The organism is Mycobacterium sp. UM_Kg27 (assembly GCF_000972905.1).
Classification (GTDB): domain Bacteria; phylum Actinomycetota; class Actinomycetes; order Mycobacteriales; family Mycobacteriaceae; genus Mycobacterium.
The window spans coordinates 1-25,625 of record NZ_JRMM01000025.1; the positions used below are offsets into that span (position 1 = coordinate 1).

Annotated in this window: 23 protein-coding genes and 1 pseudogene; 13 read left to right on the forward strand and 11 right to left on the reverse strand. The window is 66.1% G+C overall.

From position 1 onward, the window contains the following. Nucleotides 1-27: 27 nt before the first annotated feature. Both LI94_RS06335 and LI94_RS06340 read right to left on the reverse strand, forming a co-directional pair. A complete protein-coding gene (locus tag LI94_RS06335; RefSeq protein WP_046300657.1) occupies nucleotides 28-840 on the reverse strand; it encodes a class I SAM-dependent methyltransferase in 813 nt (270 codons plus the stop codon). A 4-nt stretch (nucleotides 841-844) separates the two neighbouring features. Continuing rightward, the gene (locus tag LI94_RS06340; protein ID WP_046300658.1) at nucleotides 845-2,602 is read right to left on the reverse strand and encodes an amidohydrolase family protein; all 1,758 of its coding nucleotides are present in this window, start codon (nucleotides 2,600-2,602) and stop codon (nucleotides 845-847) included. A gap of 46 nt (nucleotides 2,603-2,648) precedes the next feature. On the opposite strand from LI94_RS06340, the gene LI94_RS06345 reads away from it, so the two are divergent. Genes LI94_RS06345 through LI94_RS06365 form a run of 5 tightly spaced genes read left to right on the forward strand, consistent with a single transcriptional unit; the run spans nucleotide 2,649 to nucleotide 7,169 of the window. Continuing rightward, nucleotides 2,649-3,029, forward strand: a complete 381-nt coding sequence (locus LI94_RS06345; RefSeq protein ID WP_024440088.1) for a VOC family protein — start codon at nucleotides 2,649-2,651, stop codon at nucleotides 3,027-3,029. Nucleotides 3,030-3,040: 11 nt separating this feature from the next. Beyond that, a complete protein-coding gene (locus LI94_RS06350) occupies nucleotides 3,041-3,577 on the forward strand; it encodes a mycothiol transferase (RefSeq protein ID WP_024440087.1) in 537 nt (178 codons plus the stop codon). A gap of 53 nt (nucleotides 3,578-3,630) precedes the next feature. Further along, nucleotides 3,631-5,151: an aldehyde dehydrogenase family protein gene (locus tag LI94_RS06355; protein WP_046300659.1), complete on the forward strand. Its 1,521-nt coding sequence runs from the start codon at nucleotides 3,631-3,633 to the stop codon at nucleotides 5,149-5,151. After that, nucleotides 5,151-5,981, forward strand: a complete 831-nt coding sequence (locus LI94_RS06360) for a hypothetical protein (protein ID WP_024440085.1) — start codon at nucleotides 5,151-5,153, stop codon at nucleotides 5,979-5,981. Before LI94_RS06355 ends, LI94_RS06360 begins: the two co-directional genes overlap by 1 nt. Before the next feature lie 51 nt (nucleotides 5,982-6,032). Continuing rightward, entirely contained in the window at nucleotides 6,033-7,169 is a 1,137-nt protein-coding gene (locus tag LI94_RS06365; protein WP_046300660.1) for a hypothetical protein, read from the forward strand. 1 nt (nucleotide 7,170) lies between these two features. On the opposite strand, the gene LI94_RS06370 is transcribed toward LI94_RS06365, so the two are convergent. Further along, the gene (locus tag LI94_RS06370) at nucleotides 7,171-9,255 is read right to left on the reverse strand and encodes a prolyl oligopeptidase family serine peptidase (protein WP_164517968.1); all 2,085 of its coding nucleotides are present in this window, start codon (nucleotides 9,253-9,255) and stop codon (nucleotides 7,171-7,173) included. Between the two features lie 65 nt (nucleotides 9,256-9,320). Here LI94_RS06370 and LI94_RS06375 point away from each other — a divergent pair, with 65 nt between their 5' ends. The 4 genes from LI94_RS06375 to LI94_RS06390 are packed head-to-tail and all read left to right on the forward strand — an operon-like array spanning nucleotide 9,321 to nucleotide 12,123. Next, complete coding sequence (locus tag LI94_RS06375) at nucleotides 9,321-10,844, forward strand: aldehyde dehydrogenase family protein (protein WP_046300662.1); 1,524 nt, start codon at nucleotides 9,321-9,323, stop codon at nucleotides 10,842-10,844. Between the two features lie 13 nt (nucleotides 10,845-10,857). Continuing rightward, nucleotides 10,858-11,274, forward strand: a complete 417-nt coding sequence (locus tag LI94_RS06380) for a DUF779 domain-containing protein (protein ID WP_046300663.1) — start codon at nucleotides 10,858-10,860, stop codon at nucleotides 11,272-11,274. 29 nt (nucleotides 11,275-11,303) lie between these two features. Further along, nucleotides 11,304-11,582 (forward strand): putative holin, encoded by a 279-nt coding sequence (locus tag LI94_RS06385; RefSeq protein ID WP_081654652.1) that lies wholly within the window; start codon nucleotides 11,304-11,306, stop codon nucleotides 11,580-11,582. Continuing rightward, on the forward strand, nucleotides 11,575-12,123 hold the full coding sequence (locus LI94_RS06390) for a hypothetical protein (RefSeq protein ID WP_024444022.1): 549 nt from the start codon (nucleotides 11,575-11,577) through the stop codon (nucleotides 12,121-12,123). The genes LI94_RS06385 and LI94_RS06390 overlap by 8 nt, the downstream gene beginning before the upstream one ends. Nucleotides 12,124-12,149: 26 nt before the next feature. Here LI94_RS06390 and LI94_RS06395 read toward each other — a convergent pair whose 3' ends face one another. The 3 genes and pseudogenes from LI94_RS06395 to LI94_RS06405 form a co-directional block, all read right to left on the reverse strand. After that, nucleotides 12,150-13,013, reverse strand: a complete 864-nt coding sequence (locus LI94_RS06395) for a cyclopropane mycolic acid synthase family methyltransferase (RefSeq protein ID WP_036458880.1) — start codon at nucleotides 13,011-13,013, stop codon at nucleotides 12,150-12,152. Nucleotides 13,014-13,115: 102 nt separating this feature from the next. Next, nucleotides 13,116-14,009, reverse strand: a pseudogene (locus tag LI94_RS06400) (cyclopropane mycolic acid synthase family methyltransferase); the annotation flags it as partial. A gap of 40 nt (nucleotides 14,010-14,049) precedes the next feature. Further along, nucleotides 14,050-14,910 carry a cyclopropane mycolic acid synthase family methyltransferase gene (locus tag LI94_RS06405; protein WP_164517969.1) on the reverse strand — a complete coding sequence of 287 codons (861 nt, stop codon included), beginning with the start codon at nucleotides 14,908-14,910 and terminating at the stop codon, nucleotides 14,050-14,052. Between the two features lie 256 nt (nucleotides 14,911-15,166). Between LI94_RS06405 and lpdA the strand changes: the two genes are divergently transcribed. Further along, nucleotides 15,167-16,567, forward strand: a complete 1,401-nt coding sequence (gene lpdA / locus LI94_RS06410; protein WP_024444020.1) for a dihydrolipoyl dehydrogenase — start codon at nucleotides 15,167-15,169, stop codon at nucleotides 16,565-16,567. Between the two features lie 30 nt (nucleotides 16,568-16,597). Here the strand turns inward: lpdA and LI94_RS06415 are convergent, their stop codons facing one another. The 5 genes from LI94_RS06415 to ramB all read right to left on the reverse strand — a co-directional run bounded on the left by LI94_RS06415 (nucleotide 16,598) and on the right by ramB (nucleotide 22,115). Beyond that, a complete protein-coding gene (locus LI94_RS06415) occupies nucleotides 16,598-17,482 on the reverse strand; it encodes a cyclopropane mycolic acid synthase family methyltransferase (protein ID WP_046300665.1) in 885 nt (294 codons plus the stop codon). 56 nt (nucleotides 17,483-17,538) lie between these two features. Next, nucleotides 17,539-18,468 carry a cyclopropane mycolic acid synthase family methyltransferase gene (locus LI94_RS06420; RefSeq protein ID WP_036458873.1) on the reverse strand — a complete coding sequence of 310 codons (930 nt, stop codon included), beginning with the start codon at nucleotides 18,466-18,468 and terminating at the stop codon, nucleotides 17,539-17,541. Nucleotides 18,469-18,687: 219 nt separating this feature from the next. Next, nucleotides 18,688-20,145: a DUF92 domain-containing protein gene (locus tag LI94_RS06425; protein WP_239651162.1), complete on the reverse strand. Its 1,458-nt coding sequence runs from the start codon at nucleotides 20,143-20,145 to the stop codon at nucleotides 18,688-18,690. Between the two features lie 6 nt (nucleotides 20,146-20,151). Beyond that, nucleotides 20,152-20,691 carry a carboxymuconolactone decarboxylase family protein gene (locus LI94_RS06430; RefSeq protein ID WP_024444016.1) on the reverse strand — a complete coding sequence of 180 codons (540 nt, stop codon included), beginning with the start codon at nucleotides 20,689-20,691 and terminating at the stop codon, nucleotides 20,152-20,154. Further along, nucleotides 20,688-22,115, reverse strand: coding sequence for an acetate metabolism transcriptional regulator RamB (ramB, locus tag LI94_RS06435; RefSeq protein WP_024444015.1), 1,428 nt, complete (start codon nucleotides 22,113-22,115; stop codon nucleotides 20,688-20,690). The genes LI94_RS06430 and ramB overlap by 4 nt, the downstream gene beginning before the upstream one ends. Before the next feature lie 83 nt (nucleotides 22,116-22,198). Here ramB and LI94_RS06440 point away from each other — a divergent pair, with 83 nt between their 5' ends. From LI94_RS06440 to LI94_RS06450, 3 genes are all read left to right on the forward strand, one after another. Beyond that, a complete protein-coding gene (locus tag LI94_RS06440; protein WP_046300667.1) occupies nucleotides 22,199-23,014 on the forward strand; it encodes an acyl-[acyl-carrier-protein] thioesterase in 816 nt (271 codons plus the stop codon). 300 nt (nucleotides 23,015-23,314) lie between these two features. Further along, a complete protein-coding gene (aceA, locus tag LI94_RS06445; protein WP_024443424.1) occupies nucleotides 23,315-24,601 on the forward strand; it encodes an isocitrate lyase in 1,287 nt (428 codons plus the stop codon). A 166-nt stretch (nucleotides 24,602-24,767) separates the two neighbouring features. Further along, nucleotides 24,768-25,625 (forward strand): 3-hydroxybutyryl-CoA dehydrogenase, encoded by an 858-nt coding sequence (locus LI94_RS06450; protein WP_255351883.1) that lies wholly within the window; start codon nucleotides 24,768-24,770, stop codon nucleotides 25,623-25,625.

Sequence of the window (25,625 nt, forward strand, 5' to 3'; positions counted from 1 at the left end):
CCCCGCCGAAACGCTTGCTCTAAGCCGTCATACCCGGCACAGGAGCTGGCTGTGCAGCAGGGCCAGCCAGCCGTCGGGGTGAGCGGCCCAGCTCCGCCATGCCTGCGAAATCGCCTGCAGCTTGGCCTGATCGGCGGCACCGCTGTCCAGCAGTTGCTCGGCGATAGCCGACTGCAGGATCCGGTCGGCCCACATGCCGCCCCAGTGCTCCCGCTCGGCGGGTGTGCCGTAACACGTCGCGCTGGTTGTCGGGGTGATGTCGGTGAACCCGGCCGCGTGCGCCCAGGCCAGCAGATGCCGGCCCGCGTCGGGCTCGCCGCCGTTGGCTCGCGCGGCGCCACGGTACAGACGCAGCCAGTCGTCCAACTCTGCCGACGCCGGATACCAGGTGAACGCCGCGTAGTCACTGTCGCGCACGGCCACCACCCCGCCGGGCTTACACACCCGGCGCATCTCGGTCAACGCGGTCACCGGGTCGGCAACGTGCTGGAGCACCTGATGGGCATGCACCACGTCAAAACTGTTGTCGCCGAACTGCAATGCGTGCACGTCGGCCACCACGAAGTCGATGTTGAGCTGCCCTCGCTCGCGTGCGCAGTCGCGGGCCAGATCCAGTGCCTCGGGGACCGGCTCAATGGCGGTCACTCGGCCCGGTGCGACGAGGGAGGCCAGGTCCACGGTGATGGTTCCCGGCCCGCAGCCGACGTCGAGTAACCGCAAGCCCGGCGCCAGCGATCCCACCAGATAGGCCGCGGAGTTCTGTGCGGTACGGGAGCGATGGGCACGCAATACCGATTCGTGGTGGCCGTGGGTGTATTTGGGCTCGGGAGGCTCGGTCACACCGTCAAACGGTACGCCCAGTGAGCTCCGCGGATGGTTGGGACGGCGCGGGTTGGCGACCGCGCACCAGCCTGCCGGGCCGGGCCGCGGTGGGGTTGCCGTTCTCGGCGATGATCTCGCCGGAGACGATCGTCGCGACGTAGCCGAGGGCGGTCTGATCCAGTCGGCGTCCCCCGGCGGGGAGGTCATAGGTGACCACCGGCTTGTGCAGTCGCAGGTTCTGGTGGTCGATGACATTGAGATCGGCCTTGTAGCCCACCGCGATGCGGCCCCGGTCCTCGAGTCCGGCGATCCTTGCCGGCGTGGACGTCAGTTCGCGGATCGCCGCTTCGACGCTCAGTCGGCCCGTCGCGCGGTCCCGGGCCCAATGGGTCAGCACATAGGTGGGAAAACTGGAGTCGCAGATCATTCCGTAGTGCGCGCCGCCGTCTCCCAGGCCCAGCACGACATCGTCGCGGCGCATCAGGGCGTTGACGGTGTCCAGCGAGTTATTTTCGAAATTGGCCAGCGCGTCGAGCAGGATCGCCTGCCCGTCGTCGTCGAGCAGCCGGTCATATGCCTCCTCGGCCGGGGAGACGCCGCGCGCTCTGGCTCGTGCCGCAATGCTCTTCGACGGATCTGGCTCGTAGTCCGGGTCATCGTCGAGCGGGAACGTCCAATCCCAGGATTGGGCCAAGTAGGCCAGCGGATTGGTCGGGACGATCGTGGGGTGGTCGGACAGAATCTGTTGCCGTACTTCGGGTTTGCGCATCTCAGCAACCCGCTCCGGCAGCGGTAGATCAGCGATTTTCTGGTAACTGGGGTAGAGCACGAAGGGGTGGATGCTCAGGTCCAGTCCGACCATCAGCCCGATCGGGCGGGGGAATATCTGCGCGGTGATTGCGGCGCCGGATCTATTGGCCTTCTCCACCATGGCCATGGCATCGCGCCAGAGCGGTGCGCCGGCGTTGCCGATCAGCAAACTGAACGTGACGGGCAGGCCCGCTTCGGTAGCCGCATCGAAAACCTGTTGCAGCACAGGCTGGTAGGTGCCTTCGGGGAGATCCGGGACGAACTGGATCAAACCGCCTCCGCCGTCGGCCAGGCCGCGGCTGATCGCGAGTATCTCGGCGTGGGAGGCGTCGTAACTGGGGATCTGGGTGCCGGTCGTAGTGCGGTGGGTCATCAGCCGTGAGGACGAGAAACCCAGTGCGCCAGCCTCAGCGGCCTCTTGGGCCAGCCGGCGCATCTGCGCCAGATCTTCGGGCGTAGCCGGTTCGCGGTCGACGCCGCGCTGGCCCATCACGTAGACCCGCAGCGGTGAATGCGGCAGAAAAGCGGCGACATCGATATCGCGACGGCGCCTGTCGACGGCATCCATGAACTGCGGGAAGGTCTCCCAGGTCCACGGCAGCCCATCGGTCATCACCACACCGGGAATGTCTTCGACGCCGGCCATCAGATCCACCAGCACGTCGTGGTCTTCGGTCCGGCACGGTGCGAAGCCCACCCCGCAGTTGCCCATCAGCGCGGTGGTCACGCCATGTGCCGAGGAAGGATTGAGTCGGTCCGACCAGATGGACTGCCCGTCGTAGTGCGTATGTAGGTCGACGAAACCCGGTGTGACCAGCAGTCCGGTCGCATCGATCACGCGATTCGCATCCCCGGATACCTCGCCGATCTCGGTGATGACGCCGTCACGAATCCCAACGTCCCCGACGTAGGGGTGGCCGCCCAGTCCATCGACAATCGTGCCGTTGCGGACCACGACGTCGAGGCTCATCTAGTTAATCTACGACCCGGCGGTTCCACATGCCAGGATGTATTCCGTGATCGACCATGTGGGCATCAACTGCAGCGACTACGCCAGATCGCAGGAGTTTTACGACGCGGTGCTCGACGTGCTCGGCTACAGCCGGAAGATGGACGTCGGCGTGGCCATCGGCTACGGCAGTGGCGACTGCGCCCCCGACTTCTGGATTGCCGACGCCAACGCGGGCGACGCTTCCGGTCCCAACCGCGAGGTCCACCTCGCATTCAGCGCCGCCGACCGCGACCAAGTCCAGGCGTTCTACGACACCGCCGTGCGATTGGGTGCCGAACCCCTGCATGCGCCGCGGCTCTGGCCCGAGTACCACCCCGGCTATTTCGGCGCCTTCGTCCGCGATCCGGACGGTAACAACGTCGAGGCGGTCTGCCACCAGGCGTAGCGTCGGGCGGTATGACGGAGAACGATACAACCGCCGCTCTGCAAGTGCTGCTCCGCGACGCATTCACCCGGCTGATCGAGCACGCCGACGAACTCACTGACGGCCTCACCGATGAGGTGGCCGACTATCGGCCCACGGCGCAGGCCAACAGCATCGCGTGGCTGCTCTGGCACAGCGCGCGGGTGCAGGACATTCAGATCGCCCAGGTCGCCGGCGTCGAGCAGGTGTGGACCCGCGACGGCTGGGTGGACCGGTTCGGCCTGGACCTGCCGCGTGATGACAGTGGCTACGGGCACAGCCCCGCCGAGGTCGCCAAGGTCCACGCCCCGGCAGACCTGCTGGCCGGCTATTACCGCGAGGTGCACCAGTTGACCCTGGGGTACCTCGACACCGTCACCGCAGACGAGCTGGCTCGGGTCGTCGACACCCATTGGGATCCGCCGGTGACGGCGGGGGTCCGGCTGGTCAGCATCATCGATGACTGTGCTCAGCATCTGGGGCAGGCCGCGTACCTGCGGGGCTTAAAAGAACAAGCTCGTCAGACTTGACACGTGTCGAGGCCCGGTGCGATCCGGGTCACAACCCGGACTAGCATGGCGCCATGACCGCCACCAACTCAGTCGCCGCCTTCACCGGCACCGGAACCGTGTCCAACCCCGCTACCGGGCAGGCTGCCGGCGAGGTGCAGTGGACCAACCCTGCTGACGTCGAAGCGATCGCCGCCGGGCTGCGCACCGCACAGCGCGAGTGGGAGCGCCGCGGCGCCAAGGGCCGGGCCAAGGCGCTGGCCCGCTTCGCGTTGTGGCTCGGCGACAACCGGGACGAGATCGAGAAGCTGCTGATCGCCGAGACCGGCAAGTCTGGCACCGACGCCGCCCAGGAAGTCCCCCTGCTGATCATGATCCTGTCCTACGTGATCAAGGTGATGGAGAAGGCGGTGGCCCCCGAGACCCGGCCGGCGTCGACCCCGGTGCTCAAGGTCAAAAAGATCACCATCCACTACCGGCCCCGGCCGGTAGTCGGCGTCATCGCGCCGTGGAACTACCCGGTGGCCAACGCCTTGATGGACGCGATCGGCGCGCTGGCGGCCGGGTGCGCGGTGCTGCTCAAGCCGTCCGAGCAGACCCCGCTGACCGCCGAACTGCTTCGCAAAGGCTGGCTGGCCTCCGGGGCGCCGGATGTGTTCGCGGTGGTGCAGGGTGCGCGCGAGGTCGCCGAAGCGGTGATCGACAACTCCGACTACGTGCAGTTCACCGGCTCCACCGCCACCGGGCGCAAGGTCGCCGAGCGGGCCGCCGGCCGGCTGGTGCCGGTCAGCCTCGAGCTGGGCGGAAAAGACCCGATGATCGTTTGCGAGGACGCCGACATCGACCTGGCTGCGCACGCCGCGGTCTGGGGCGCGATGTTCAACGCCGGCCAGACCTGCGTATCGGTCGAGCGGGTGTACGTGCTCGAACCCGTCTACGACAAGTTCGTTGCCGCGGTGGTCCGCGACGTCGAGGCGCTGCAGGTGGGCACCGGCGAGGGCAAGCACTTCGGGGCGCTGATCAGCGACCAGCAACTGTCCGTCACCGAGCGGCACGTCAAGGAAGCCGTGGCCGCCGGGGCGCGCGCGCTGACCGGCGGGGAACGCGCTACCGGACCCGGCAGCTTCTACCCGCCCACCGTGCTGGTCGACGTCGACCACTCGATGGCCTGCATGACCGAAGAGACCTTCGGACCGACCCTGCCGATCATGAAGGTCAAAAGCGTGCAGGAGGCGATCCGGCTCGCCAACGACAGCCCGTACGGGCTGAGCGCGTCGGTGTTCTCCAAAGACGTCGCACGGGCGAAGGACATTGCGCTGCAGCTGGACTGCGGCGCGGTCAACGTCAACGACGTGATCTCCAACCTGATGTGCACAACGGCACCGATGGGCGGGTGGAAGACCTCGGGTATCGGGGCGCGCTTCGGCGGCGAAGACGGCATCCGCAAGTTCTGCCGGCAGGAGACCGTCGTTGTGCCGCGCACCAACGTCGGCGCGGGTGGTAACTACTACCACAACTCGCTGGCCACGCTGGCTCGTACCAACCGGTTGCTCACCCGGATCGTGTTGGCCCGTCCGCGCCGTACCGCGAAATAGTGCGGCTCTTCTCGGCGGCGCTGTTCTGGTTGCTGGCCACCGCAACCCTTGCGGTGGCGCTACCGACCGCGTGGGCGCAGTACAACCTCATCGATGCCGACGGTTACGCTCGACTGGCGGCCCGGGCCGCGGCCGTACCCGCCCTCCAAGATGCGGTTGCGGCTGAACTCAGCGCCCAGACAGTGCAGCTGATCCGGGGGAGCGGCTTGCCCATCGATCCCGCAGAGGCCCGCGCGGCGGCTCGCGAATACACTGCGGGGCCGGCGTTTCCGGCTCAGTTCGTTCAGGTCAACCGGGACGGGCATGCCTGGTTGCTCAACGTCGGCGACCCCGGCCCGTGGGAGATCGACGTGATGCCGATGCTGCGCAGCGACGCGTTCGCCCAACTGCTGGCCGACTACCCCGTCACGCTGCCGGCCTCGTTGACGGTGCCGTTGACATCGACCTCTACCGAGGTGATGCGCCCGGCCGGGCTGCACCGGCTCGCGGTGTGGGGCCCGTTGCTCACCGTTGTACTGGGTGCCATGGCCGGGTTGTGTGCGGTTCTGACGGTGGTCGCGGCACGCCACCGCGGTCGGGCCTTGGCGAGCCTGGGTGTTTCGGCGCTGCTGGTGGGCGCAGTCGGCTGGTCGGGTGTCGAAGTGGCGCGACGTCTCCTCAACCAGGTGCTCAGCCAGGCGACCGGCGACATTCGCCGGATCACCGATGCCCTTGCCGATGTGGCCGAAGGGAGCCTGCACCTCTGGCTCAACCTGACCCTGGCCACTGGTGCGGTATTGGTGCTGGTGGGGGTGGGTATCGCGTTGGCCGGCGGGCTGCGCAAGGCCTGAAGGTCGCGCGAGCGGTCGGTCGACTTGAGTCTGGCCGGTTGCCATGCTTTGGTGAACAACGTGCGAACGACGGGTGGCGGTTCGGCGAACGAACCTGGGTGGGTTCGATTCGACCTGCGGCCCCACCACGCGATGCATGCGCTGGCCGGGCTGTGGATCGTGCTGGCGATCTTGACCTGGCCGGGGGTCCCCTGCTGGGGTGTGGCTGCCTGCTACGGGTGGGCGGGTTGCTACACCCGGACGCGCCGGGCCTGCTGGCCCGCCGACGTCGAGGAATTCCTGGCGAGGCGAGGGTGGGCGCTACCGCGCAACCGGCCCGGTGTCATCGACCGCCACCCGCCGATCCCGTTTCGTCCCATGACCATTGCCGAGCTGTACCGCGGGGCGGTCAAGATCGTGCTGCGGAACTGGCCGACCCTGGTCGGAGTTCCGGCAGTCATACACACCGGGTTCGTGGTGGCGCTCGCTGCAATCCTGTATGCGGTCGGAAAGGTCATGGGGTCGCCGCAGATCGTGGACCTGCTGCTGGCCGGTGACGGTTATCTTCGGCCCGGCGCGATCGCGCTGATCCTGGTGGTGCTCACGGCGTTTGGCGCGGTGCTCTTTCCCGGCGATGGGCTGCTGATCAGCGTGGGTGCACAGGCCGCCGACAAAGCAGTGCGCGGCGAGAGGATCCGATTCGATGAAGTGTTCTGGGGGGCGACGGAACGCAAGTATGCGGTAGGCCGGCTGATCATCGCCTACTGCCTGATCGGGGCGGCGGGGCTGCTGGTTCAGGTCAGCGCGTTTTTCACGGGTTTTTACGCCGCATTGCTACCCATCGTGGTGGTGTGCGCCATCGCATGGGCGATCATCTCGATCCTGTTGAGTTTGGCGCCGGTCATCCTGGTTCTCGAACAGCGAGCGGTGATCGACTCGTTCCGGCGTTCGATCGAGCTGGGCAAACACGCCGTCGGCAGGATTCTCGCCATCAATCTGGTGTGGATCACCGGCCTGGTACCGGTGGTGATGCTATGCAAGGTCAGCTGGGCGGTGGCCGTCATCGCCTCCCCGGTCGTGTGCGGAGTGGTCCGTTGTGCGCAGATGTTGGCCTACGCCGACCTGCGCATGCGCCAGGACGGCTACGCGCAGGAGTTGCGCACTGACTGGGTCCGCAACATGGGCCGGGAAGGGCTGGCCAACGGGTAGGTCAGCTCTGCTCGCCCAGCATCCGCCACAGGAACGAAAAGCTCAGCGCCGACTTGAACGCCGCCTGGGCGTTGTCGGCCGCACCGCCGTGCCCGCCCTCGATGTTCTCGTAATACCAGACCCGATGCCCGGCGTCCCGCAATGCCGCTGTCATCTTGCGGGCATGCCCGGGATGCACCCGGTCGTCGCGGGTGGAGGTGGTGATCAACACCGGCGGGTAGTCGGCATCGGCTGAAATGTTCTGGTAGGGCGAGTATTCACCGATGAACTCCCACTCGGCGGGGTCGTCAGGGTCGCCGTACTCGGCAACCCAGGACGCACCGGCGAGCAGCAGGTGGTAGCGGCGCATGTCCAGCAGCGGGACCTGACATACCAGCGCGCCGAACAGGTGCGGGTAGGCGGTGAGCATGATGCCCATCAGCAGCCCACCATTGCTGCCGCCCACGGCGCCGAGCTGCTCGACACGGGTGATACCGCGGTCCACCAGATCCGTTGCCACCGCGGCGAAATCCTCGGCCACCAGGTGCCGTCCGGCACGCATCGCCTGGGTGTGCCAGCCCGGCCCGTACTCACCGCCGCCCCGGATGTTGGCCAGCACGTAGGTACCGCCGCGCTCCAGCCACAGCCGGCCCAGCACACCGTCATAACCCGGAGTGCGTGCCACCTCGAAACCGCCATAGCCGCCCAGCAGCGTCGCGCCGGTCGCATTCGCCGGGCGCACCACGAAGTACGGAATCGCGGTGCCGTCTTTCGAGGTGGCGAAGTACTGGCTGACGTCGAGCCCGTCGGCATCGAAAAACGCCGGAGCAGACTTGATCTCGGTCAGCGTTCCGTCCACGGGGCCGTGCAACAGTCGCGACGGGCGGTCGAACCCGCTTGAGTCCAAGAAGATCTCGTCGCCGGTATCGTCGGCGGCCGCGATCACGGTGTTGGTGTTGGCCGGGACCTCGGCAACCGGTCGCCGCTGCCAGTCTCCGCGTGACGATCGCAAGCGCGGCGAAGCCGGGCGCAGCGGGTCGTCACAGTTGGGAGGCGTGACCACTTCCACTCGGCTGGCCACGTCGTGCAAGGTGACCAGGATCAGGCGATCGCGGGTCCACGCGTAGTGATGCAGCGCGGTGTGGGCGTCGGGTTCGAAGACGACGCTGCACTGCGCTGTGCCGGCGAGGAATTCGTCGTAGTCCGCGGCCAGCAACGAACCGGCCCGATACGACGCCGTGCCGGTATCCCAGTCGGTGCGCAGATCGATCAGCAGCCACTGCCGATGTACCGACACCGAGGCGTCGGTAGGCGCGTCGATGCGGATCAGCTCGCCCTCGCGCAGTTCATAGACCTCGTCGTTGAAGAAGTCGATCGCCCGCGACACCAGGGTTCGTTCGAATCCCGGTGTGCGGTCGCGGCCCGCGGCGACCACCACATCGGTGGCCGACCCGGTGAACACCGTCTCGGCCTGCGCCAGCTCCTGGCCACGGCGCCATCGCTTCACCATCCGCGGGTAGCCGGAGTCGGTCAGCGAGTCGGCGCCGAAATCGGTGCCCACCAGGACGGTGTCGTCGTCCTCCCATCCGATTCGCGTCTTAGCCTCGGGAAGCTCGAAGCCCTGGCCGTCGGTTCCTACGAATTCCCTTGTCGCCATGTCGAATTCACGCACCACCACGGCGTCCGATCCGCCCCGGGACAGCGATATCAGGGCCCGGGTGTGGTGGGGTTCGATCACGTTCGCGCCGCCCCAAACCCAGTTCTCGTCGTCGGCGCGGGCCAGCTCGTCGAGATCGATGACCACATCCCATTCCGGGCTGTCGGTGCGGTAGCTGTCCAAGGTGGTGCGTCGCCACAACCCGCGCGGGTTGGCGGCATCGCGCCAGAAGTTGTAGAGGTACTCGCCACGACGTCGCACGTAGGGGATACGCGCGTCGGTGTCGAGCACCTCGCGCGCGGCGGCGCGCATCGCTTCGAAGGCGTCGCCGGCGAACTCCTCGACGGTCGGATCACTGTGGGCGCGCACCCAGTCCAGTGACTGCTCGCCGGTGACGTCCTCCAGCCACAGGTACGGGTCGTCAAAGTCCTCAGCAGGCCGGGTAGACATAGCAGCCATTGTGACCACGACGGTAATGTGAGGTGAGCAACACCCACGGCTAAGGAGCAGCATCGATGACCGTTTTCGCACGTCCGGGTTCTGCAGGCGCGCTGATGAACTACGAATCCCGCTACGGGAACTTCATCGGGGGGCAGTGGGTGGCGCCGGTCGGCGGTGGCTACTTCGAGAACACCACACCGGTCACCGGTCAGCCGTTCTGCGAGATCCCCCGCTCCACGGCGGCCGACATCGACCTGGCGCTCGACGCCGCGCACGCCGCCGCGCCGGCGTGGGGCAAGGCGTCCCCGGCCGAACGGGCGGACGTTCTGACCAAGATCGCCGACCGGATCGACCAACACCGCGAGGAGCTGGCGGTCGCCGAGGTGTGGGACAACGGCAAGCCGGTGCGGGAGACCCTGGCCGCCGACATCCCGCTGGCCGCCGATCACTTCCGCTACTTCGCCGCGGCGATCCGCACCCAGGAGGGTGCGCTGAGCCAGCTCGACAACGACACCGTCGCCTACCACTTCCACGAGCCGCTGGGCGTCGTCGGCCAGATCATCCCGTGGAACTTCCCGCTGTTGATGGCCGCCTGGAAGCTGGCGCCGGCCCTGGCCGCCGGCAACGCGGTGGTGCTCAAGCCGGCCGAGCAGACCCCCGCCTCGATTTTGTTCCTGATGAGCCTGATCGGCGACCTGCTGCCGCCGGGAGTCGTCAACGTGGTCAACGGCTTCGGTGTCGAGGCGGGCAAGCCGCTGGCGACCAGCAACCGGATCGCCAAGATCGGCTTCACCGGCGAGACCACCACCGGCCGGCTGATCATGCAGTACGCCAGCCAGAACATCATTCCGGTGACCCTGGAACTGGGCGGCAAGAGTCCCAACATCTTCTTCTCCGATGTGCTCGCCGCCAACGACGACTTCCAGGACAAGGCACTGGAAGGCTTCGCCGGGTTCGCCCTCAACCAGGGCGAGGTGTGCACCTGCCCGTCGCGGTCTTTGGTCCAGGCCCCCATCTACGACGAGTTCCTGGAACTGGCCGCGATCCGCACCAAGGCGATCCGCCAGGGCGATCCGCTCGACATCTCCACGATGATCGGGGCGCAGGCCTCCAACGATCAGCTGGAGAAGATCCTGTCCTACATCGCCATCGGCAAGGATGAGGGCGCCACCACCGTCACCGGCGGCGAACGCGCCGAGCTGGGCGGTGACCTGTCCGGCGGCTATTACGTGCAGCCGACGATCTTCGCCGGGCACAACAAGATGCGCATCTTCCAGGAGGAGATCTTCGGCCCGGTGGTCTCGGTGACGTCTTTCACCGACTACGACGACGCGATCGCGATCGCCAACGACACCATCTACGGGCTGGCCGCCGGGGTATGGAGCCGCGATGGCAACACCGCCTACCGGGCCGGCCGCGACATCCAGGCCGGACGGGTGTGGGTCAACTGCTACCACGCCTATCCCGCGCACGCGGCGTTCGGCGGCTACAAGCAGTCCGGCATCGGCCGGGAGAACCACAAGATGGTCCTCGACCACTACCAGCAGACCAAGAACCTGCTGGTGTCCTACTCGCAGACGGCACAGGGTCTTTTTTGATGGGCATGCTCTGATGGACGCACCGGACCGGGTGCTGGTCACCGATGCCGCCGCCGAACTGCTGGCGCGGCTGGTGGCACGCCACGGTCCGGTGATGTTTCACCAGTCCGGTGGCTGTTGCGACGGGTCGGCGCCGATGTGCTACCCCGACGGCGACTTCATCGTCGGTGACCACGATGTGCTGCTCGGTGTACTTGACCTGGAAAACGGGGGAGCCGGCATCGAAGTGCCGGTCTGGATCTCCGGCCCGCAGTTCGCCGCGTGGAAGCACACTCAGCTGATCATCGACGTGGTCCCGGGCCGCGGGGCCGGGTTCAGCCTGGAGGCGCCGGAGGGCATGCGGTTTCTGACGCGCAGCCGGGCCTTTACCGGCGACGAGAACACGCTGCTGGAAACAGTCCCGGTGATCACCGGGTCGCTACCACGCTGACCGGCGCGAACGCCGTAAAATCTGTCGGTGTGATTCCGCTGCCACGGCCTTGGTTGTTGAGCAGCGCCATGCTGGTCGGCGTAGCGGTCGGCATCTTGGCCGGGATCGGCTTGAGCCTGGTCATCACCACGCCGCTGCGTCCGGACGTCGCGATCACGCTGGTGCTCGGCGCCCCCAGCATCGCGGGCCTGGTGCTGGTGTTCGTCTCCTCGCGCCGGTGGGTAGTCGCCCTGGGTGCGTTTCTGCTCGCGATGGCGGTCGGGTGGTTCGGCGCGCTGGCTGCGATTCAGGTGGTGTCGGGTGTCTGAGACCACCGACACGGGCTCGCTGCCGATGACCGAGCCGCATATGGCGCCGATCTTCGACACCGGGCCGCACCCGGTACCGCTGCCCGGGCCGGCTGAGGCGCCGGACGAACCGCACACCGGTGCCGAGCCGATTCCGTGGGCCGACCCGGAAAGCGCTACGCCGCCGTCCGCGCTGCCGGCGGCCAAACCACCCAAACCGGTGGTCCTCACCGGTCAGTATCAATACCTGAAGTGGTGGCAGCTGGCCCTGGTGCTGTTGGCGGTGTGGATTCCGGCAGCCGGGATCGGCCTGGGCCTTTTCGCCTGGTGGTACAGCCTGGCCGACAAGACGCCGGCCGTCTTTGTTGTGCTGATCTATGTCGCGGTGTGCGTGGTCGCCGGGGTGATCGCGGCGATGGTGGGGGAGAAACCGCTGATGTCGGCGGTGGCAATCGCGTTGATGTCGGCGGTGTTCGCCGCCGCGCTCGCCGCTGCGCCGCTCTACGGGCACTACTACTGCCAGCATGTGAGTCGCTGCGTCGCCGGGGTTCTGCCGTACTGAGCTGACGGGCAGCTCATCCCGAATGCCTACTTCGCCAAGGTGAATTGGTTGACATCGACCTGGCGTTGCCGGAACATCTTCGCGCAGCCCGTCAGGTACTTCATGTAGCGGTCGTAGACCTCTTGGGACTGGATCGCAATGGCCTGCTCGCGATGCGATTCCAGCGCTTCCGACCAGCAGTCCAAGGTCCTGGCGTAGTGCGGTTGCAAGGACTGCACCCGGGTGACGGTGAAGGCGGCCTCGGCGGCGCGCTCCTCGACCATCGAGACCGACGGCAGCCTGCCGCCCGGGAAGATCTCGGTCATGATGAATTTGATGAAGCGAGCCAACTCGAACGTCAACGGAATGCCTAGTTCCTTGGCGTACTTGGGGTTCATGCCACAGATGGTGTGCAGCAGCATCACGCCGTCGGAGGGAAGTGCGTCGTAGGCCATCGAGAAGAACGCGGGATAGCGGTCGTGGCCGAAGTGCTCGAAGGCCCCGATCGAGACGATCCGGTCTACGGGCTCGTCGAACTGTTCCCACCCCTGCAGCAACACCCTTCGGTCACGGGGACTGTTCATCGCGTCGAAAGTCCGCTGTACATAGGCGGCTTGGTTCTTTGACAGGGTCAGGCCGATGACGTTGACGTCGTAGCGTTCGATCGCCCGAGACATGGTGGCGCCCCAGCCGCAGCCGACATCGAGCAGCGTCATTCCCGGTTGCAGGTCGAGCTTGCCCAACGCCAGGTCGATCTTGGCCAGCTGGGCCTCTTCGAGCGTCATGTCATTGCGTTCGAAGTAGGCGCAACTGTAGGTCTGCGACGGGTCCAGAAACAAACGGAAGAAGTCGTCGGACAGGTCGTAATGTGCCTGGACGTCCTCAAAATGTGGTGTCAGTTCTTTGGCCATGGCGGCCTCGCCTTTCGGTGGATCAGGCGCTCGCCCCGGCGGCACCGACCGATCCGCAGGCTGCGGCGAAACGGGTCGTGCTGCTCCGTGCGCCGAAACGTCGCTAGGCGCCTTCGGCTTGAGGTACGTCACAAGGCTGACGTCGAGCATCTCGTCGGCGAAGTAGTGTTCGCACCCGCGCAGGTATTTCATATAGCGCTGGTAGACCTCTTCGGAAGTGAGCTGCACGGCGATGTCCTTGTTGGCTTCCAGTGCGTCGCCCCAGATCTTCAGTGTCTTGATGTAGTGCGGACGTAGCGAGAGCGGTTCGGGCACAACGAAATGCGCTTTCTCGCCGCGCTGCACCATCATGTCGGTGGACGGCAGCCGGCCACCCGGGAAGATCTCGGTGACCATGAACTTGATGAACCGCGCCGTCTCGAAACTGAGCTTCTTGCCGCGGGCATTGAGGTCGTAAGGGTGGTAGCTGACGCTACTCTGGATCGTCATCCGCCCGTCATCGGGCAGGATCTTGAAGCAGTTGCCGAAGAAGTCGTCGTAGCGCTCAAAGCCGAAGTGCTCGAACGCCTCGATCGACACGATCCGGTCCACCGGCTCGTGGAATTCCTCCCAGCCGTGCAACAGCACCCGTCGTGAGCGCTCGCTGTCCAGCTGGTCGAGGAGCTGGCGGGTATAGGCGAGTTGGTTCTTCGACAGCGTCAACCCGATGACGTTGACGTCATACTTCTCGACCGCACGTCGCATGGTGGCGCCCCAGCCGCAGCCGATGTCGAGCACCGTCATGCCCGGCCGCAGTTCCAGCTTGTCCAGGTTCAGATCGATCTTGGCGATCTGGGCCTCGCCGAGCGTGAGCTCCGGCGGTTCGAAATAGGCGCAGCTGTAGGTGCGGCTGGCGTCCTGGAACAGACCGAAGAAGTCGTCGGAGAGATCGTAATGCGCCTGGATGTCCTCGAAATGGGGGCGCATGGGTCTATTGCGAATCGATTCCTCAACCATGGTCCGGTTTCCTTTCGAAATGCCGCGAACGCGCCGTGGGCTATTTCTGGCAGGTGAACTGGCAGACATCGGTGTTGCCGTTTCGAAACAGTTCGGCGCAGCCGGTGAGGTATTTCATGTAGCGCTCGTAGACCTCGGCGGACTGGATCGCGATCGCCTCGTCCCGGTGGGCTGCCAACGCCGCCGCCCAGTGGTCCAGCGTGCGCGCGTAGTGCAGTCGCAGCGGCTGAACCCGGGTGACATGGAAGCCGGCTGCGGTCGCGTGCCGGTCCACCTGGGACACCTGTGGCAGCCGACCCCCCGGGAAGATCTCTTCCATGATGAACTTCACGAATCGCAGCAACTCCATCGTGATCTTCAGCCCGCGTTCTTGGAACTCTGCGCTTCCGGCCGCCACGATCGTGTGCAGCAGCATCACCCCGTCGGCCGGCAGCGCGCGGTAGGCGAATTCGAAGAAGTCGTCGTAGCGGTCATAACCGAAGTGCTCGAAAGCTCCGATCGACACGATCCTGTCGACCGGCTCGTCGAACTCTTCCCAGCCCTGCAGGAGCACGCGGCTGCTGCGCGGGCTGTCCATCGCGTCGAAGGCCGCCGCGACGTGAACGGCCTGGTTCTTGCTCAAGGTCAGCCCGATCACGTTGACGTCGTAACGCTGCACGGCCCGGCGCATGGTGGCCCCCCAGCCACAGCCGACGTCAAGCAGTGTCATCCCGGGCTGCAGCCCCAGCTTGCCCAGCGCCAGGTCGATTTTCGCGAGCTGAGCTTCCTCCAGGCTCATATCTTCGCGTTCGAAATACGCGCAGCTATAGGTCTGCGTCGGATCCAGAAACAGTTGATAAAACTCGTCGGACAGGTCGTAATGCGACTGCACATCCTCGAAATGCGGCCGCAGTGAGCTCATCATGAAATTTTTCCCCCTCAAATTGTTTACGCGGTCCGTCAGATGACCGGCCGCGCCTTCCCCCTGGCTCGGCGGCGCCGAGCTATCTGTTCTGCATGTCAACCCCACAGCAGGTGTTCGGAGCTGCTATCGGGTTACACGAACGCGGCTGCGGCAAAGTTCGGCGGCGGGATACCCGTAGACCGTGGCCGGGAAACAGCGGGCCGGTGTGCGCGGGCCCGGGCGGCGCGCAGCCCCTTCCCGCTAGGGTGGGTCCGTGACCCACTATGACGTCGTCGTTCTTGGAGCAGGTCCCGGCGGATATGTCGCGGCCATTCGTGCCGCCCAGCTGGGCTTGAACACCGCCATCATCGAGCCGAAGTACTGGGGCGGGGTCTGCCTCAATGTCGGCTGCATTCCGTCCAAAGCGCTGCTGCGCAACGCGGAGCTGGCGCACATCGTCACCAAGGAGGCCCAGACCTTTGGGATCAGCGGCACGGCCACCTTCGACTACGGCGCCGCGTTCGACCGCAGCCGCAAGGTCGCCGAGGGCCGGGTGGCCGGCGTGCACTTCTTGATGAAGAAGAACAAGATCACCGAGATCCACGGCTACGGCACTTTCACCGACCCGAACACACTGTCGGTGGCGCTCAACGACGGTGGTAGCGAGACGGTTACGTTCACCAACGCGATCATTGCCACCGGGTCGAGCACCCGGCTGGTGCCGGGCACCTCGCTGTCGGACAACGTCGTCACCTACGAGCAACTGATCCTGAGCCGGGAGCTGCCGAGCTCGATCATCATCGCCGGCGCCGGAGCGATCGGTATGGAGTTCTCCTACGTGCTGGCCAACTACGGCGTGGACGTCACCGTGGTGGAGTTCTTGCCCCGGGCGCTGCCGAACGAGGACGCCGATGTGTCCAAAGAGATCGAGAAGCAGTTCAAGAAACTGGGCGTCAAGATCCGGACCGGAACCAAGGTCGAGTCCATTGTGGACAGCGGCGCCGGTGGCCAGGTTACGGTCACGGTCAGCAAGGACGGTCAGACCGAGGAACTCAAGGCCGACAAGGTGTTGCAGGCCATCGGTTTTGCCCCCAACGTCGACGGCTACGGGCTGGAGGCGGCGGGCGTCGCGCTGACCGAGCGTCGCGCCATCGGTGTCGGCGAATACCTGCAGACCTCGGTGCCGCATATCTATGCCATCGGTGACGTCACCGGGCTGCTGCAGCTGGCGCACGTCGCCGAGGCGCAGGGCGTGGTGGCCGCCGAGACCATCGGCGGGGCTGAAACCATGTCGCTGGGCGATTACCGGATGATGCCGCGGGCCACCTTCTGTCAGCCGCAGGTGGCCAGCTTCGGGCTCACCGAGGAGCAGGCCAAGGCCGAGGGCTACGACGTCAAAGTGGTCAAGTTCCCGTTCACCGCCAACGGCAAAGCGCACGGCGTAGGCGACCCCAGCGGGTTCGTGAAGTTGATCGCCGATGCCCGCTACGGTGAGCTGATCGGCGGTCATCTGGTCGGCCACGACGTCTCGGAGCTGCTGCCCGAACTGACCCTGGCACAGAAGTGGGATCTGACGGCAAACGAATTGGCCCGCAACGTGCACACCCACCCGACCATGTCGGAGGCGCTGCAGGAATGCTTCCACGGGCTGACGGGACACATGATCAACTTCTGATTCCTCGAGTCGGTGCGCTCGGCGCGGCTGTCAGCCTTTGGCCAGCGTGAACTGGGCGACATAGCTGACATTTCGTTGAAAGAAGTCTGCGCAGCCCAGCAGGTACTTCAGGTACCGCTCGTAGACCTCTGGCGAGGTCACTGCGATCGCTTGCTCGCGGGCCGCTTGCAGTCGCGTCGCCCAGGTGTCCAGCGTGCGCACGTAGTGCGGCGTCAGATCCTGGCGGTCGGCGATGGAGAACCCTGCAGCGCAAGCGAATTCGACGACGTCCTCGTCGCACGGTACCGAGCCGCCGGGGAAGATCTCCTTCGCGATGAAGCGCATGAACCGCAGGTCCGTCATCGTGATCGGGATGCCCATTTCCGGCCAGCGCTTGAGGGGGTGGCCCATGATGGTCTGCAGGACCATCCGGCCCTCGTCGGGCATCAGCCGGTGGCACAACCCGAAGAACGCGGCGTAGCGCTCCTTGGGGAAGGCTTCGAAGGCTTCGATGCTGACGATACGGTCGACCGGTTGGTCGAATTCCTCCCACCCGCGCAGCAGGATCTGGCGTGAGCGTTCGCTGTCGACGTCGTCGAGCAGTCGCTGGCCGAGGCTGCACTGGTTTCTGCTCAACGTCAACCCCACCGCGTTGACGTCATAGGTTTCGATTGCCCGCTGCATCGCCGACCCCCACCCGCACCCGACATCGAGCAGCGTCATCCCCGGGGCGAGATCCAACTTGGACAGGGCGAGATCGATTTTGGCGAGTTGCGCCTCTTGTAGCGACATGTCCTCGCGCTCGAAGTAGGCGCAGCTATAGGTCCGGGTGGGGTCCTGGAACAAGCCGAAGAAGTCGTTCGAGATGTCGTAGTGGGCCTGCACATCGGCGTAGGCCACCGCCATCGTCGGTGCACCGCGCGTGCTGTCGCCCATCTGCCCCGCCACTTACCCGCCGCCCCGATCCGGCCGGCGGATTCGGGCAAACCCGGTCATGCGGGCGCCTTCTCGCAGGTGAACTGGACGACGTCGGTATAGCCCGTCTCGAACAGTTCGGCGCAGCCGGTGAGGTACTTGTGGAACCGCTCGTAGACGACTTCCGACGTGATGGCGACGGCCTCGTCCTTCTTGGCCTCGAGGTTGGCCGCCCATGTGCTCAAGGTGCGAACGTAGTGCGGCTGCAGGTGCTGCTCGCGAGTCACGGTGTAGCCGGCGTTGGCCGCATGGTCGGTTACCTGCGCGGCCAAGGGAAGGCGTCCGCCAGGGTAGATCTCGTCCATGATGAACTTGATGAACCGCAGCCGCGACATCGTCAGCGGCAGCTTCTTGGCCTTGATCTCCTCGTCGCTGGGGATGACGATGCTGTGCAGCAGCATCACCCCATCGTCGGGCATCCAACTGAACGTCTTCTTGAAGTAGTCGTCGTACTTGCTGAAGCCGAAATGCTCGAACGCGCCGATGGACACGATTCTGTCGACCTGCCCGTCGAACTCCTCCCAGGGCTGCAGCCGCACTTCCATGTGGCGCGTGCTGGTGGAGTTCGCGAACACGTTGTCCTCGATGTGCTGCTTCTGGTTCTCCGAGAGGGTCAGGCCGATGACATTGACGTCGTAGCGCTCGGCGGCCCGCCGAATCGTCGAACCCCAGCCGCAGCCGATGTCGAGCAACGTCATCCCGGGTTCTAGGCCCAGCTTTCCCAGCGACAGGTCGACCTTGGCCAGCTGCGCTTCTTGCAGCGTCATGTCGTCGCGCTCGAAATATGCGCAGCTGTAGGTCTGCGACGGGTCCTGCCACAGCTTGAAGAAGTCGTTGGAGATGTCGTAGTGGAACTGCACCTCGCCTTTGTCTGATCCGCGAGTCTGTGCTGCGGACTGCGACAGCCATTGGGACTTGGCTTGGGGTGCGCGTGTGGGAGGTGCCACCGTTGGTCCTCTCGGGAGAGACCTATGTCAGGGAAATGACGTGCTGGTGGCTCAACACTGGGGCCGACACTACGCCCCCCAAGATAGGAGCGCGCTGTGAGTTTTTGGCACTTAACGGGTGCCACGTTCAGGTAGCCGGTGCCGAGTGCCCGAGCGTGCAGATATACCGCAGATGCTGCGCGGGAGCGGCACACCGGCCAAGCTCGAAGATTCGCCGGGTCAGCCCCCGAAAACCGCGAAAACCCCGAACCCCACGACCATGCCGGCCACGTTCGCGCAGGCGTTGACCGCGTCGTTGCCCATCCAACGCCAGCCGGTCGACGCCGTTGTCGGCGCGCCGCAGTGCAGGCCGTCTTCCACGGTCGCACCGCACGACGCGCAGACGAAGCGGGCCTGCACGGTAGCGCCGATCAGGGTGTCGACCAGGGAGCCGGCGACGCCGGCCGCCAGGCCCACCGGCACCATCGCGAGCCCGCCGAACAGGGCGCCGAATGCGCCGACGGCCAGTGCCCCCAGCACCGTCGCAGCCGAACCCAACGGGGATACCGCACCCGAGGTGCCCTTGGGCACTCGCGTCCGGGTGCGCAGCGACAGCGGCTCTCGGGACGAGAAGCGGCCGATCTCCGAGGCCCAGGAATCGGCGATGCCGGCCGCGATCCCGCCGATCGACACGGCGTACCAGAGCGGGTCCCCGGTGAACGCATAGCCGATCACCGGAATCAGCACCGGCAGGCCGGCGTTCACCGCGACCTGGCTCATGGTGCGCATGCCCCCGGACCGGACGGGGCGGCGATACGCGGTCAGCAGGCTGGTCAGCGAGAAGAACAGTGCGGCCGGGATGATCCAGCCCCACCCGCCGAGGCCGACGGCGACCCCGGCGATCAGGCCACCGCTGAGCGCGCCCGGCATATCCAGCCACCGCATCCGCAGCATGAACGGCACGATGGCGCAACCGAATACCACCGCCGCCAGCCATCGCAGCGCGTCGTCGGTCGAGAGCTCCCGCGCCAGGTGCAGCAGCAGGGCAACCCACGGCGTGATCAGCAGGTTGTCCGCCGCGGGCAGCACCAAAAGTTCCACCGCGGCGGTGGTCATCGCGACGAACAGCGAAACCGACACCGCCATAAACGTATTCAGTTCAAGACCGACCCGGCAGAACACCCAGGACACGGCGAACGCGATGGCCACGAAGGCCACCGACCCCTCCAGCGAGCGCACCCCGCCACCGGCTTCGACCCGGTGTCTGCCGTAGCGGTCCCCGATCAGCGCCGCACCGGCGTCGGCCAGCCCGAGCACCACCACACCCGCGGCGATGGCGACCCGGTCCGGCCAGAACGCCAGCACCGCGACCAACGCCCCGGCGGCGAAGCCCACCAGTCCATAGTCGCGCGACCGGGTGCCGTCGAACACGCCGGGAACCGGGATCAGACCGCGCTCCACGATGACCGTCAAGGCCACCGTCGCCGTCGCCAGCACCCCGGCAACCACCACCCCATGCGAGAGCTGGAAGGCCGCCAGGGCGGCGAACAACCCGCACAGCGCGTGCGGGATCTTGCGGGTGACCAAAGGGCTGGCCCCGCGTCGTGCCAGTGCGCGTCCCACCACGATCAAGACCGCAGCGATCAGCAGCACCCCGCCCCCGGCGACGGCCAGGTCGTGGCTCACGGTAGCCGTCACGCAGGACTACTCATCGAAGTCCAGCGGCACCCGCAGTGCGCTCAAGGTGGCGGCCAGTGCGTCGTATTGGCTGGTCAGCATGACGAATTCGATCAGCCGGGGGCGATCCAGGTGTTCGGCCAGCTGTGCCCAGGTGGCATCGGAGAGGGTGCGGGTCTGAACCAGTTCATCGACCCCGGTCAGCAATGCCCGCTGCCGGTCGGTGAGCCCGTCGGCGCTGGGGCCTTCGAAGATCCGCGTCTGGGTGGCGTCGTCGATACCGACCGCCCGGGCCATCCGGCGATGGTGTTGCAGTTCGTACTGGCTGTCGCGCAGGTGCCCGACCCGCAGGATCACCAACTCGGTGTCGCGGGCCGAGAACTTGCCGCCCCGCATGAGCACGCCGCCGAACGGCAGCCAGGCCCACATCAGCCGCTTGTGCTGGCCGAGGGTGGTGAACAGGTGCGCCCGGGGGACGTGCTGGCGTAGGGCGATGACCTTGCAGACCAGCCAGTTGGCGAGACCGAGGTCGCGCAGGCCGGGAGATTCGGGGATACGAGAAGTCACCGCTGTTGCTTTACCAGATACGGCGAGACACTGCTGCGATGTTCGTTGAGATCCAGGTCACGGCCCAGCGCGGGGAAGGCCCGCTGCGGACAGTTGTCGTGATCGCAGACCCGGCAACCCACTCCGATCGGCGTGGCAGGCACATCGTGGCCGGCCGCCAGGTCCAGGCCTTCGGAGTAGACCAGCCGGTGGGCGTGGCGCAGTTCGCAACCGAGCCCGATCGCGAACGTCTTGTCCGGCTGGCCCCAGCGGGAGGCACGGCGTTCGACGGTGCGCGCCACCCACATGTACTTGCGGCCGTCGGGCATCTCGGCGATCTGCACCAGGATCTTTCCCGGGTTGCCGAATGTCTCGTAGACGTTCCACAGCGGGCAGGTGCCGCCACTGGAGGAGAAGTGAAAACCGGTGGCTGACTGCCGTTTTGACATGTTGCCGGCCCGATCGACCCGGACGAAGGAGAACGGCACGCCCCGCATCGACGGCCGCTGCAGGGTGGACAGCCGGTGGGCGATGGTCTCGTAGCTGACTCGGTAGAAGGCCGACAGCCGTTCGATGTCGTAGCGGAACGTCTCGGCGCTGTCGTGGAACTGCCCGTAGGGCAACACGATCGCCGCCGCGAAATAGTTGGCCAACCCGAGCCGGGCCAGAGTGCGGGAATCCTTTGAGGTGAACTTTCCCTCTTCGACCATGGCCGAGATCTGGTCGTCGAATTCCAGGTAGGCCAGCTCGGCGGCCATCTTGAAGACGCGCTGTCCCCAGGACAGATGGTTGGAGATGTCCAGAGTGCGGGTTTCGGCGTCGTAGCGGTGCAGCACCGTCTCGCCCAGATCAATGCGGCGGTTGATGTGCACTCCGTGCACCTCGGTGAGTCGATTGGCCAGCTCGACGGCCAATTCGCCCTGGTGCCTGCGCATCCGGGTGGCCAGATCTTCGGCGGCGGTGTCGAGTTCGTGCAGGTAGTTCTGGCGTTGGTAGAAGTAGTCGCGGACCTCCTCGTGCGGCATGGTGATCGCGCCGGTGCCGCTGCCGTCGGAGAAGCGCTCCTCGGTGGCCGCGGCGAGTTGGGCCGTCGTGATGCGGTAGCGGCGGTGCAGGTTGACCATCGCATGGGCCAATTTGGGGTGGGCGCTGACCAATTCGGCCACCTCGGCCAGGTCCACGTCGATGTCGAGATCGCGGTCCATGGCGACCTCGCGCAACTCGGCGACCAGCCGGGTGTCGTCCTGGGAGGCGAAGAAGCTGGCATCCACCCCGAAGACCTCGGCGATCCGCAGCAGCACCGCGACGGTCAGCGGACGAACGTCATGTTCGATCTGGTTGAGGTAGCTCGGGGAGATCTCCAGCATCTGGGCCAATGCAGCCTGACTGAACCCGCGTTCGCTGCGCAGCTGGCGCACCCGGGCGCCGACATACGTCTTGGCCACCTGATCGACCCTACCTGCTGTGAAGGCCGCATTCGCATTGTTGGCATGGCATGATCCGCTCAGGGAAGACCACGGGAGCACCGATGCAGCAGACGCAGGAGCCGACCGGCCTGGCCAAGGTTTTGATGCCGGTGCCGGACCCACATCCCGACGTGTTCGACCGGCAGTGGCCGCTGCGGGTCGCCGACATCGACCGGCTGGGCCGCCTGCGGATGGACGCGGCTGCCCGCCACATCCAGGACATCGGCCAGGATCAGCTGCGCGAGGGCGGATATCAGGAGACGCACCCGCTGTGGATCGTACGGCGCACCATGATGGACCTGATTCGTCCGATCGAGTTCCAGGACATGCTGCGGATGCGCCGGTGGTGTTCGGGCACCTCCAACCGCTGGTGTGAGATGCGGGTCCGCATCGATGGCCGCAAGGGCGGGCTGATCGAATCCGAGGCGTTCTGGATCAACATCAACCGTGAGACGCAGGGGCCGGCGCGGATCTCCGAGGACTTCCTGGCCGGGCTCAAGCGCACCACCACCGTCGATCGGTTGCGCTGGAAGGCCTACTTGAAGGCCGGGGGTCGGGAGGACGCGGACGAGATCCACGAGTACCCGATCCGGTTCACCGACATCGACCTGTTCGACCACATGAACAACTCGGTGTACTGGAGCGTGGTCGAGGACTACCTGTCGAGCTATCCCGAACTGCTCGCGGCGCCGCTGCGGGTCAACCTGGAACACGAGGCGCCGGTCGCCCTGGGGGACAAACTAGAGATCGTCTCCCATGTCCACCCGCCCGGATCGACCGATCAGTTCGGCCCCGGACTGGCCGATCGCACTGTTAGAACGCTCACATACCTGGTGGGCGAAGAGGTCAAGGCCCTCGCCGCGATCTTCCCGCTGTAACACGTTCTAGTCAGTACGGGCGTACTGCTAAAACGGGCGTTGACCTGTGCGGATATGTTACCGGCCGGTAGTTTTCCGGCGGATTTCGTGACGGGCTTTCCCGATGGTTCTTCGCAAACTTTGCAATTTGGCCGTGATGCATGGCGGAAATTGGCAAAGGAAACGGCTGGACCAGGGCAGATGTCCTGTGTCAAGGTCGCGTTAACACACCAGTGAATTGATCGGGGTGTTAGCAAAGCCGAGAAGCAATTCTCGGCTCCGGCGACCCCGACCGATCGAGAACGCAAAGGAGCGCATCCTATGTCGACCGTTGGCACGCCGAAGAGCCCCGAGCAGATCCAGCACGACTGGGACCACAACCCGCGGTGGAAGGGTGTCACCCGCACCTACTCCGCGGAGGATGTCGTCGCGCTCCAGGGCCATGTCGTCGAGGAGCACACCCTGGCCCGCCGTGGCGCCGAGGTGCTGTGGGAGCAGCTGCACGACCTGGACTACATCAACGCCCTGGGCGCGCTGACCGGCAACATGGCCGTCCAGCAGGTCCGGGCCGGCCTGAAGGCCATCTACCTGTCCGGGTGGCAGGTCGCCGGTGACGCCAACCTGTCCGGCCACACCTACCCCGACCAGAGCCTCTACCCCGCCAACTCGGTGCCGCAGGTGGTGCGCCGGATCAACAACGCGCTGCTGCGTGCCGACGAGATCGCCAAGGTCGAGGGCGACACCTCGGTGGACAACTGGCTGGCCCCGATCGTGGCCGACGGCGAGGCCGGCTTCGGTGGCGCGCTCAATGTCTACGAGCTGCAGAAGGCGATGATCGCCGCCGGTGTCGCGGGTTCGCACTGGGAGGACCAGCTGGCCTCGGAGAAGAAGTGTGGCCACCTCGGCGGCAAGGTGCTGATCCCCACCCAGCAGCACATCCGCACCCTGACCTCGGCTCGTCTGGCCGCTGACGTCGCCGACGTGCCGACCGTGGTGATCGCCCGGACCGACGCCGAGGCCGCCACGCTGATCACCTCCGACGTCGACGAGCGCGACCGGCCGTTCATCACCGGTGAGCGGACCGCGGAGGGCTTCTACTACACCAAGAACGGTCTGGAGCCGTGCATCGCGCGTGCCAAGGCCTACGCGCCCTACGCCGACCTGATCTGGATGGAGACCGGTACCCCGGACCTGGAGCTGGCCCGCAAGTTCGCTGAGGGCGTCAAGTCGGAGTTCCCGGACCAGATGCTGGCCTACAACTGCTCGCCGTCGTTCAATTGGAAGCAGCACCTGGACGACGCGACCATCGCGAAGTTCCAGAACGAGCTGGGCGCCATGGGCTTCAAGTTCCAGTTCATCACGCTGGCCGGCTTCCACGCCCTGAACTACTCGATGTTCGATCTGGCCCACGGCTACGCCCGCAAGCAGATGAGCGCCTATGTCGAGTTGCAGGAGCGCGAGTTCGCCGCCGAGGAGCGCGGCTACACCGCGACCAAGCACCAGCGCGAGGTCGGTGCCGGCTACTTCGACCGGATCGCCACCACCGTGGACCCGACCTCGTCGACCACGGCGCTGGCCGGTTCCACTGAAGAGGGCCAGTTCCACTGAGCCGAGTGGCGCCAGCCACGAGGCGAGGTGGAACCGAAGGTGTGAGCCACTGAGCCGCTGACATTTCCCGCGGTGGAAGTCGGATTGCACCGCGGGGGAGTTGACAGCGCAGGCCCCGTCCAGCCAGCCTGGGCGGGGCCTGTTGCTGCCGTTGACTGAAAGGGAGATCGTGTCGATCCAACGTGTAGGTGTTATCGGAGCCGGGCAGATGGGCGCCGGAATCGCCGAAGTGTCGGCGCGTGCCGGCGTTGGGGTGAAGGTCTTCGAGACCACTGACGCACTGGTCACCGCGGGCCGCAACCGAATCGTCAAGTCGCTGGAGCGCGGCGTGAGCGCCGGCAAGATCACCGAACGCGAGCGCGACGACGCGCTCGCGAACCTGACCTTCACCACCGACCTCGGTGACTTGGCGGACCGTCAGCTGGTCATCGAGGCCGTCATCGAAGACGACACCGTCAAGTCGAAGATCTTCGCCGAGCTGGACCGGGTGATCACCGACCCCGACGCCGTGCTCGCGTCGAACACCTCGTCCATCCCGATCATGAAGATCGCCGCCGCCACGGCGAACCCGCAGCGGGTGCTGGGTCTGCACTTCTTCAACCCGGTTCCGGTGCTGCCGCTGGTCGAGCTGGTCAGCACGCTGGTCACCGACCCCGCCGCCGCCGACCGCACCGAGGAGTTCGCCAGCGCGGTGCTGGGCAAGCAGGTGGTGCGCTGCTCGGACCGCTCCGGCTTCGTGGTGAACGCCCTGCTGGTGCCCTACCTGCTGTCGGCGGTCCGCATGCTCGAGTCCGGATTCGCCACCGTCGAGGACATCGACAAGGCCATCGTCGCCGGCCTGTCGCACCCGATGGGACCGCTGCGGCTGTCCGACCTGGTCGGCCTGGACACGCTGAAGCTGATCGCGGACAAGATGTACGAGGAGTTCAAGGAGCCGCTCTACGCCGCGCCGCCGCTGCTGCTGCGCATGGTCGAGGCCGGCCAGCTGGGCAAGAAGTCCGGCCGGGGCTTCTACACCTACTGA

What these genes read in the sequence shown, in the direction of transcription:
- LI94_RS06375 (WP_046300662.1), top strand. Translation starts at nt 9,321, where the DNA reads ATGACCGTTTTCGCACGTCCGGGTTCTGCAGGCGCGCTGATGAACTAC.
- LI94_RS06415 (WP_046300665.1), bottom strand. Translation starts at nt 17,482, where the DNA reads ATGGGCGACAGCACGCGCGGTGCACCGACGATGGCGGTGGCCTACGCC.
- aceA (WP_024443424.1), top strand. Translation starts at nt 23,315, where the DNA reads ATGTCGACCGTTGGCACGCCGAAGAGCCCCGAGCAGATCCAGCACGAC.
- LI94_RS06370 (WP_164517968.1), bottom strand. Translation starts at nt 9,255, where the DNA reads ATGTCTACCCGGCCTGCTGAGGACTTTGACGACCCGTACCTGTGGCTG.
- LI94_RS06380 (WP_046300663.1), top strand. Translation starts at nt 10,858, where the DNA reads ATGGACGCACCGGACCGGGTGCTGGTCACCGATGCCGCCGCCGAACTG.
- LI94_RS06440 (WP_046300667.1), top strand. Translation starts at nt 22,199, where the DNA reads ATGCAGCAGACGCAGGAGCCGACCGGCCTGGCCAAGGTTTTGATGCCG.
- LI94_RS06395 (WP_036458880.1), bottom strand. Translation starts at nt 13,013, where the DNA reads ATGGCCAAAGAACTGACACCACATTTTGAGGACGTCCAGGCACATTAC.
- LI94_RS06405 (WP_164517969.1), bottom strand. Translation starts at nt 14,910, where the DNA reads ATGAGCTCACTGCGGCCGCATTTCGAGGATGTGCAGTCGCATTACGAC.
- LI94_RS06340 (WP_046300658.1), bottom strand. Translation starts at nt 2,602, where the DNA reads ATGAGCCTCGACGTCGTGGTCCGCAACGGCACGATTGTCGATGGACTG.
- LI94_RS06350 (WP_024440087.1), top strand. Translation starts at nt 3,041, where the DNA reads ATGACGGAGAACGATACAACCGCCGCTCTGCAAGTGCTGCTCCGCGAC.
- LI94_RS06355 (WP_046300659.1), top strand. Translation starts at nt 3,631, where the DNA reads ATGACCGCCACCAACTCAGTCGCCGCCTTCACCGGCACCGGAACCGTG.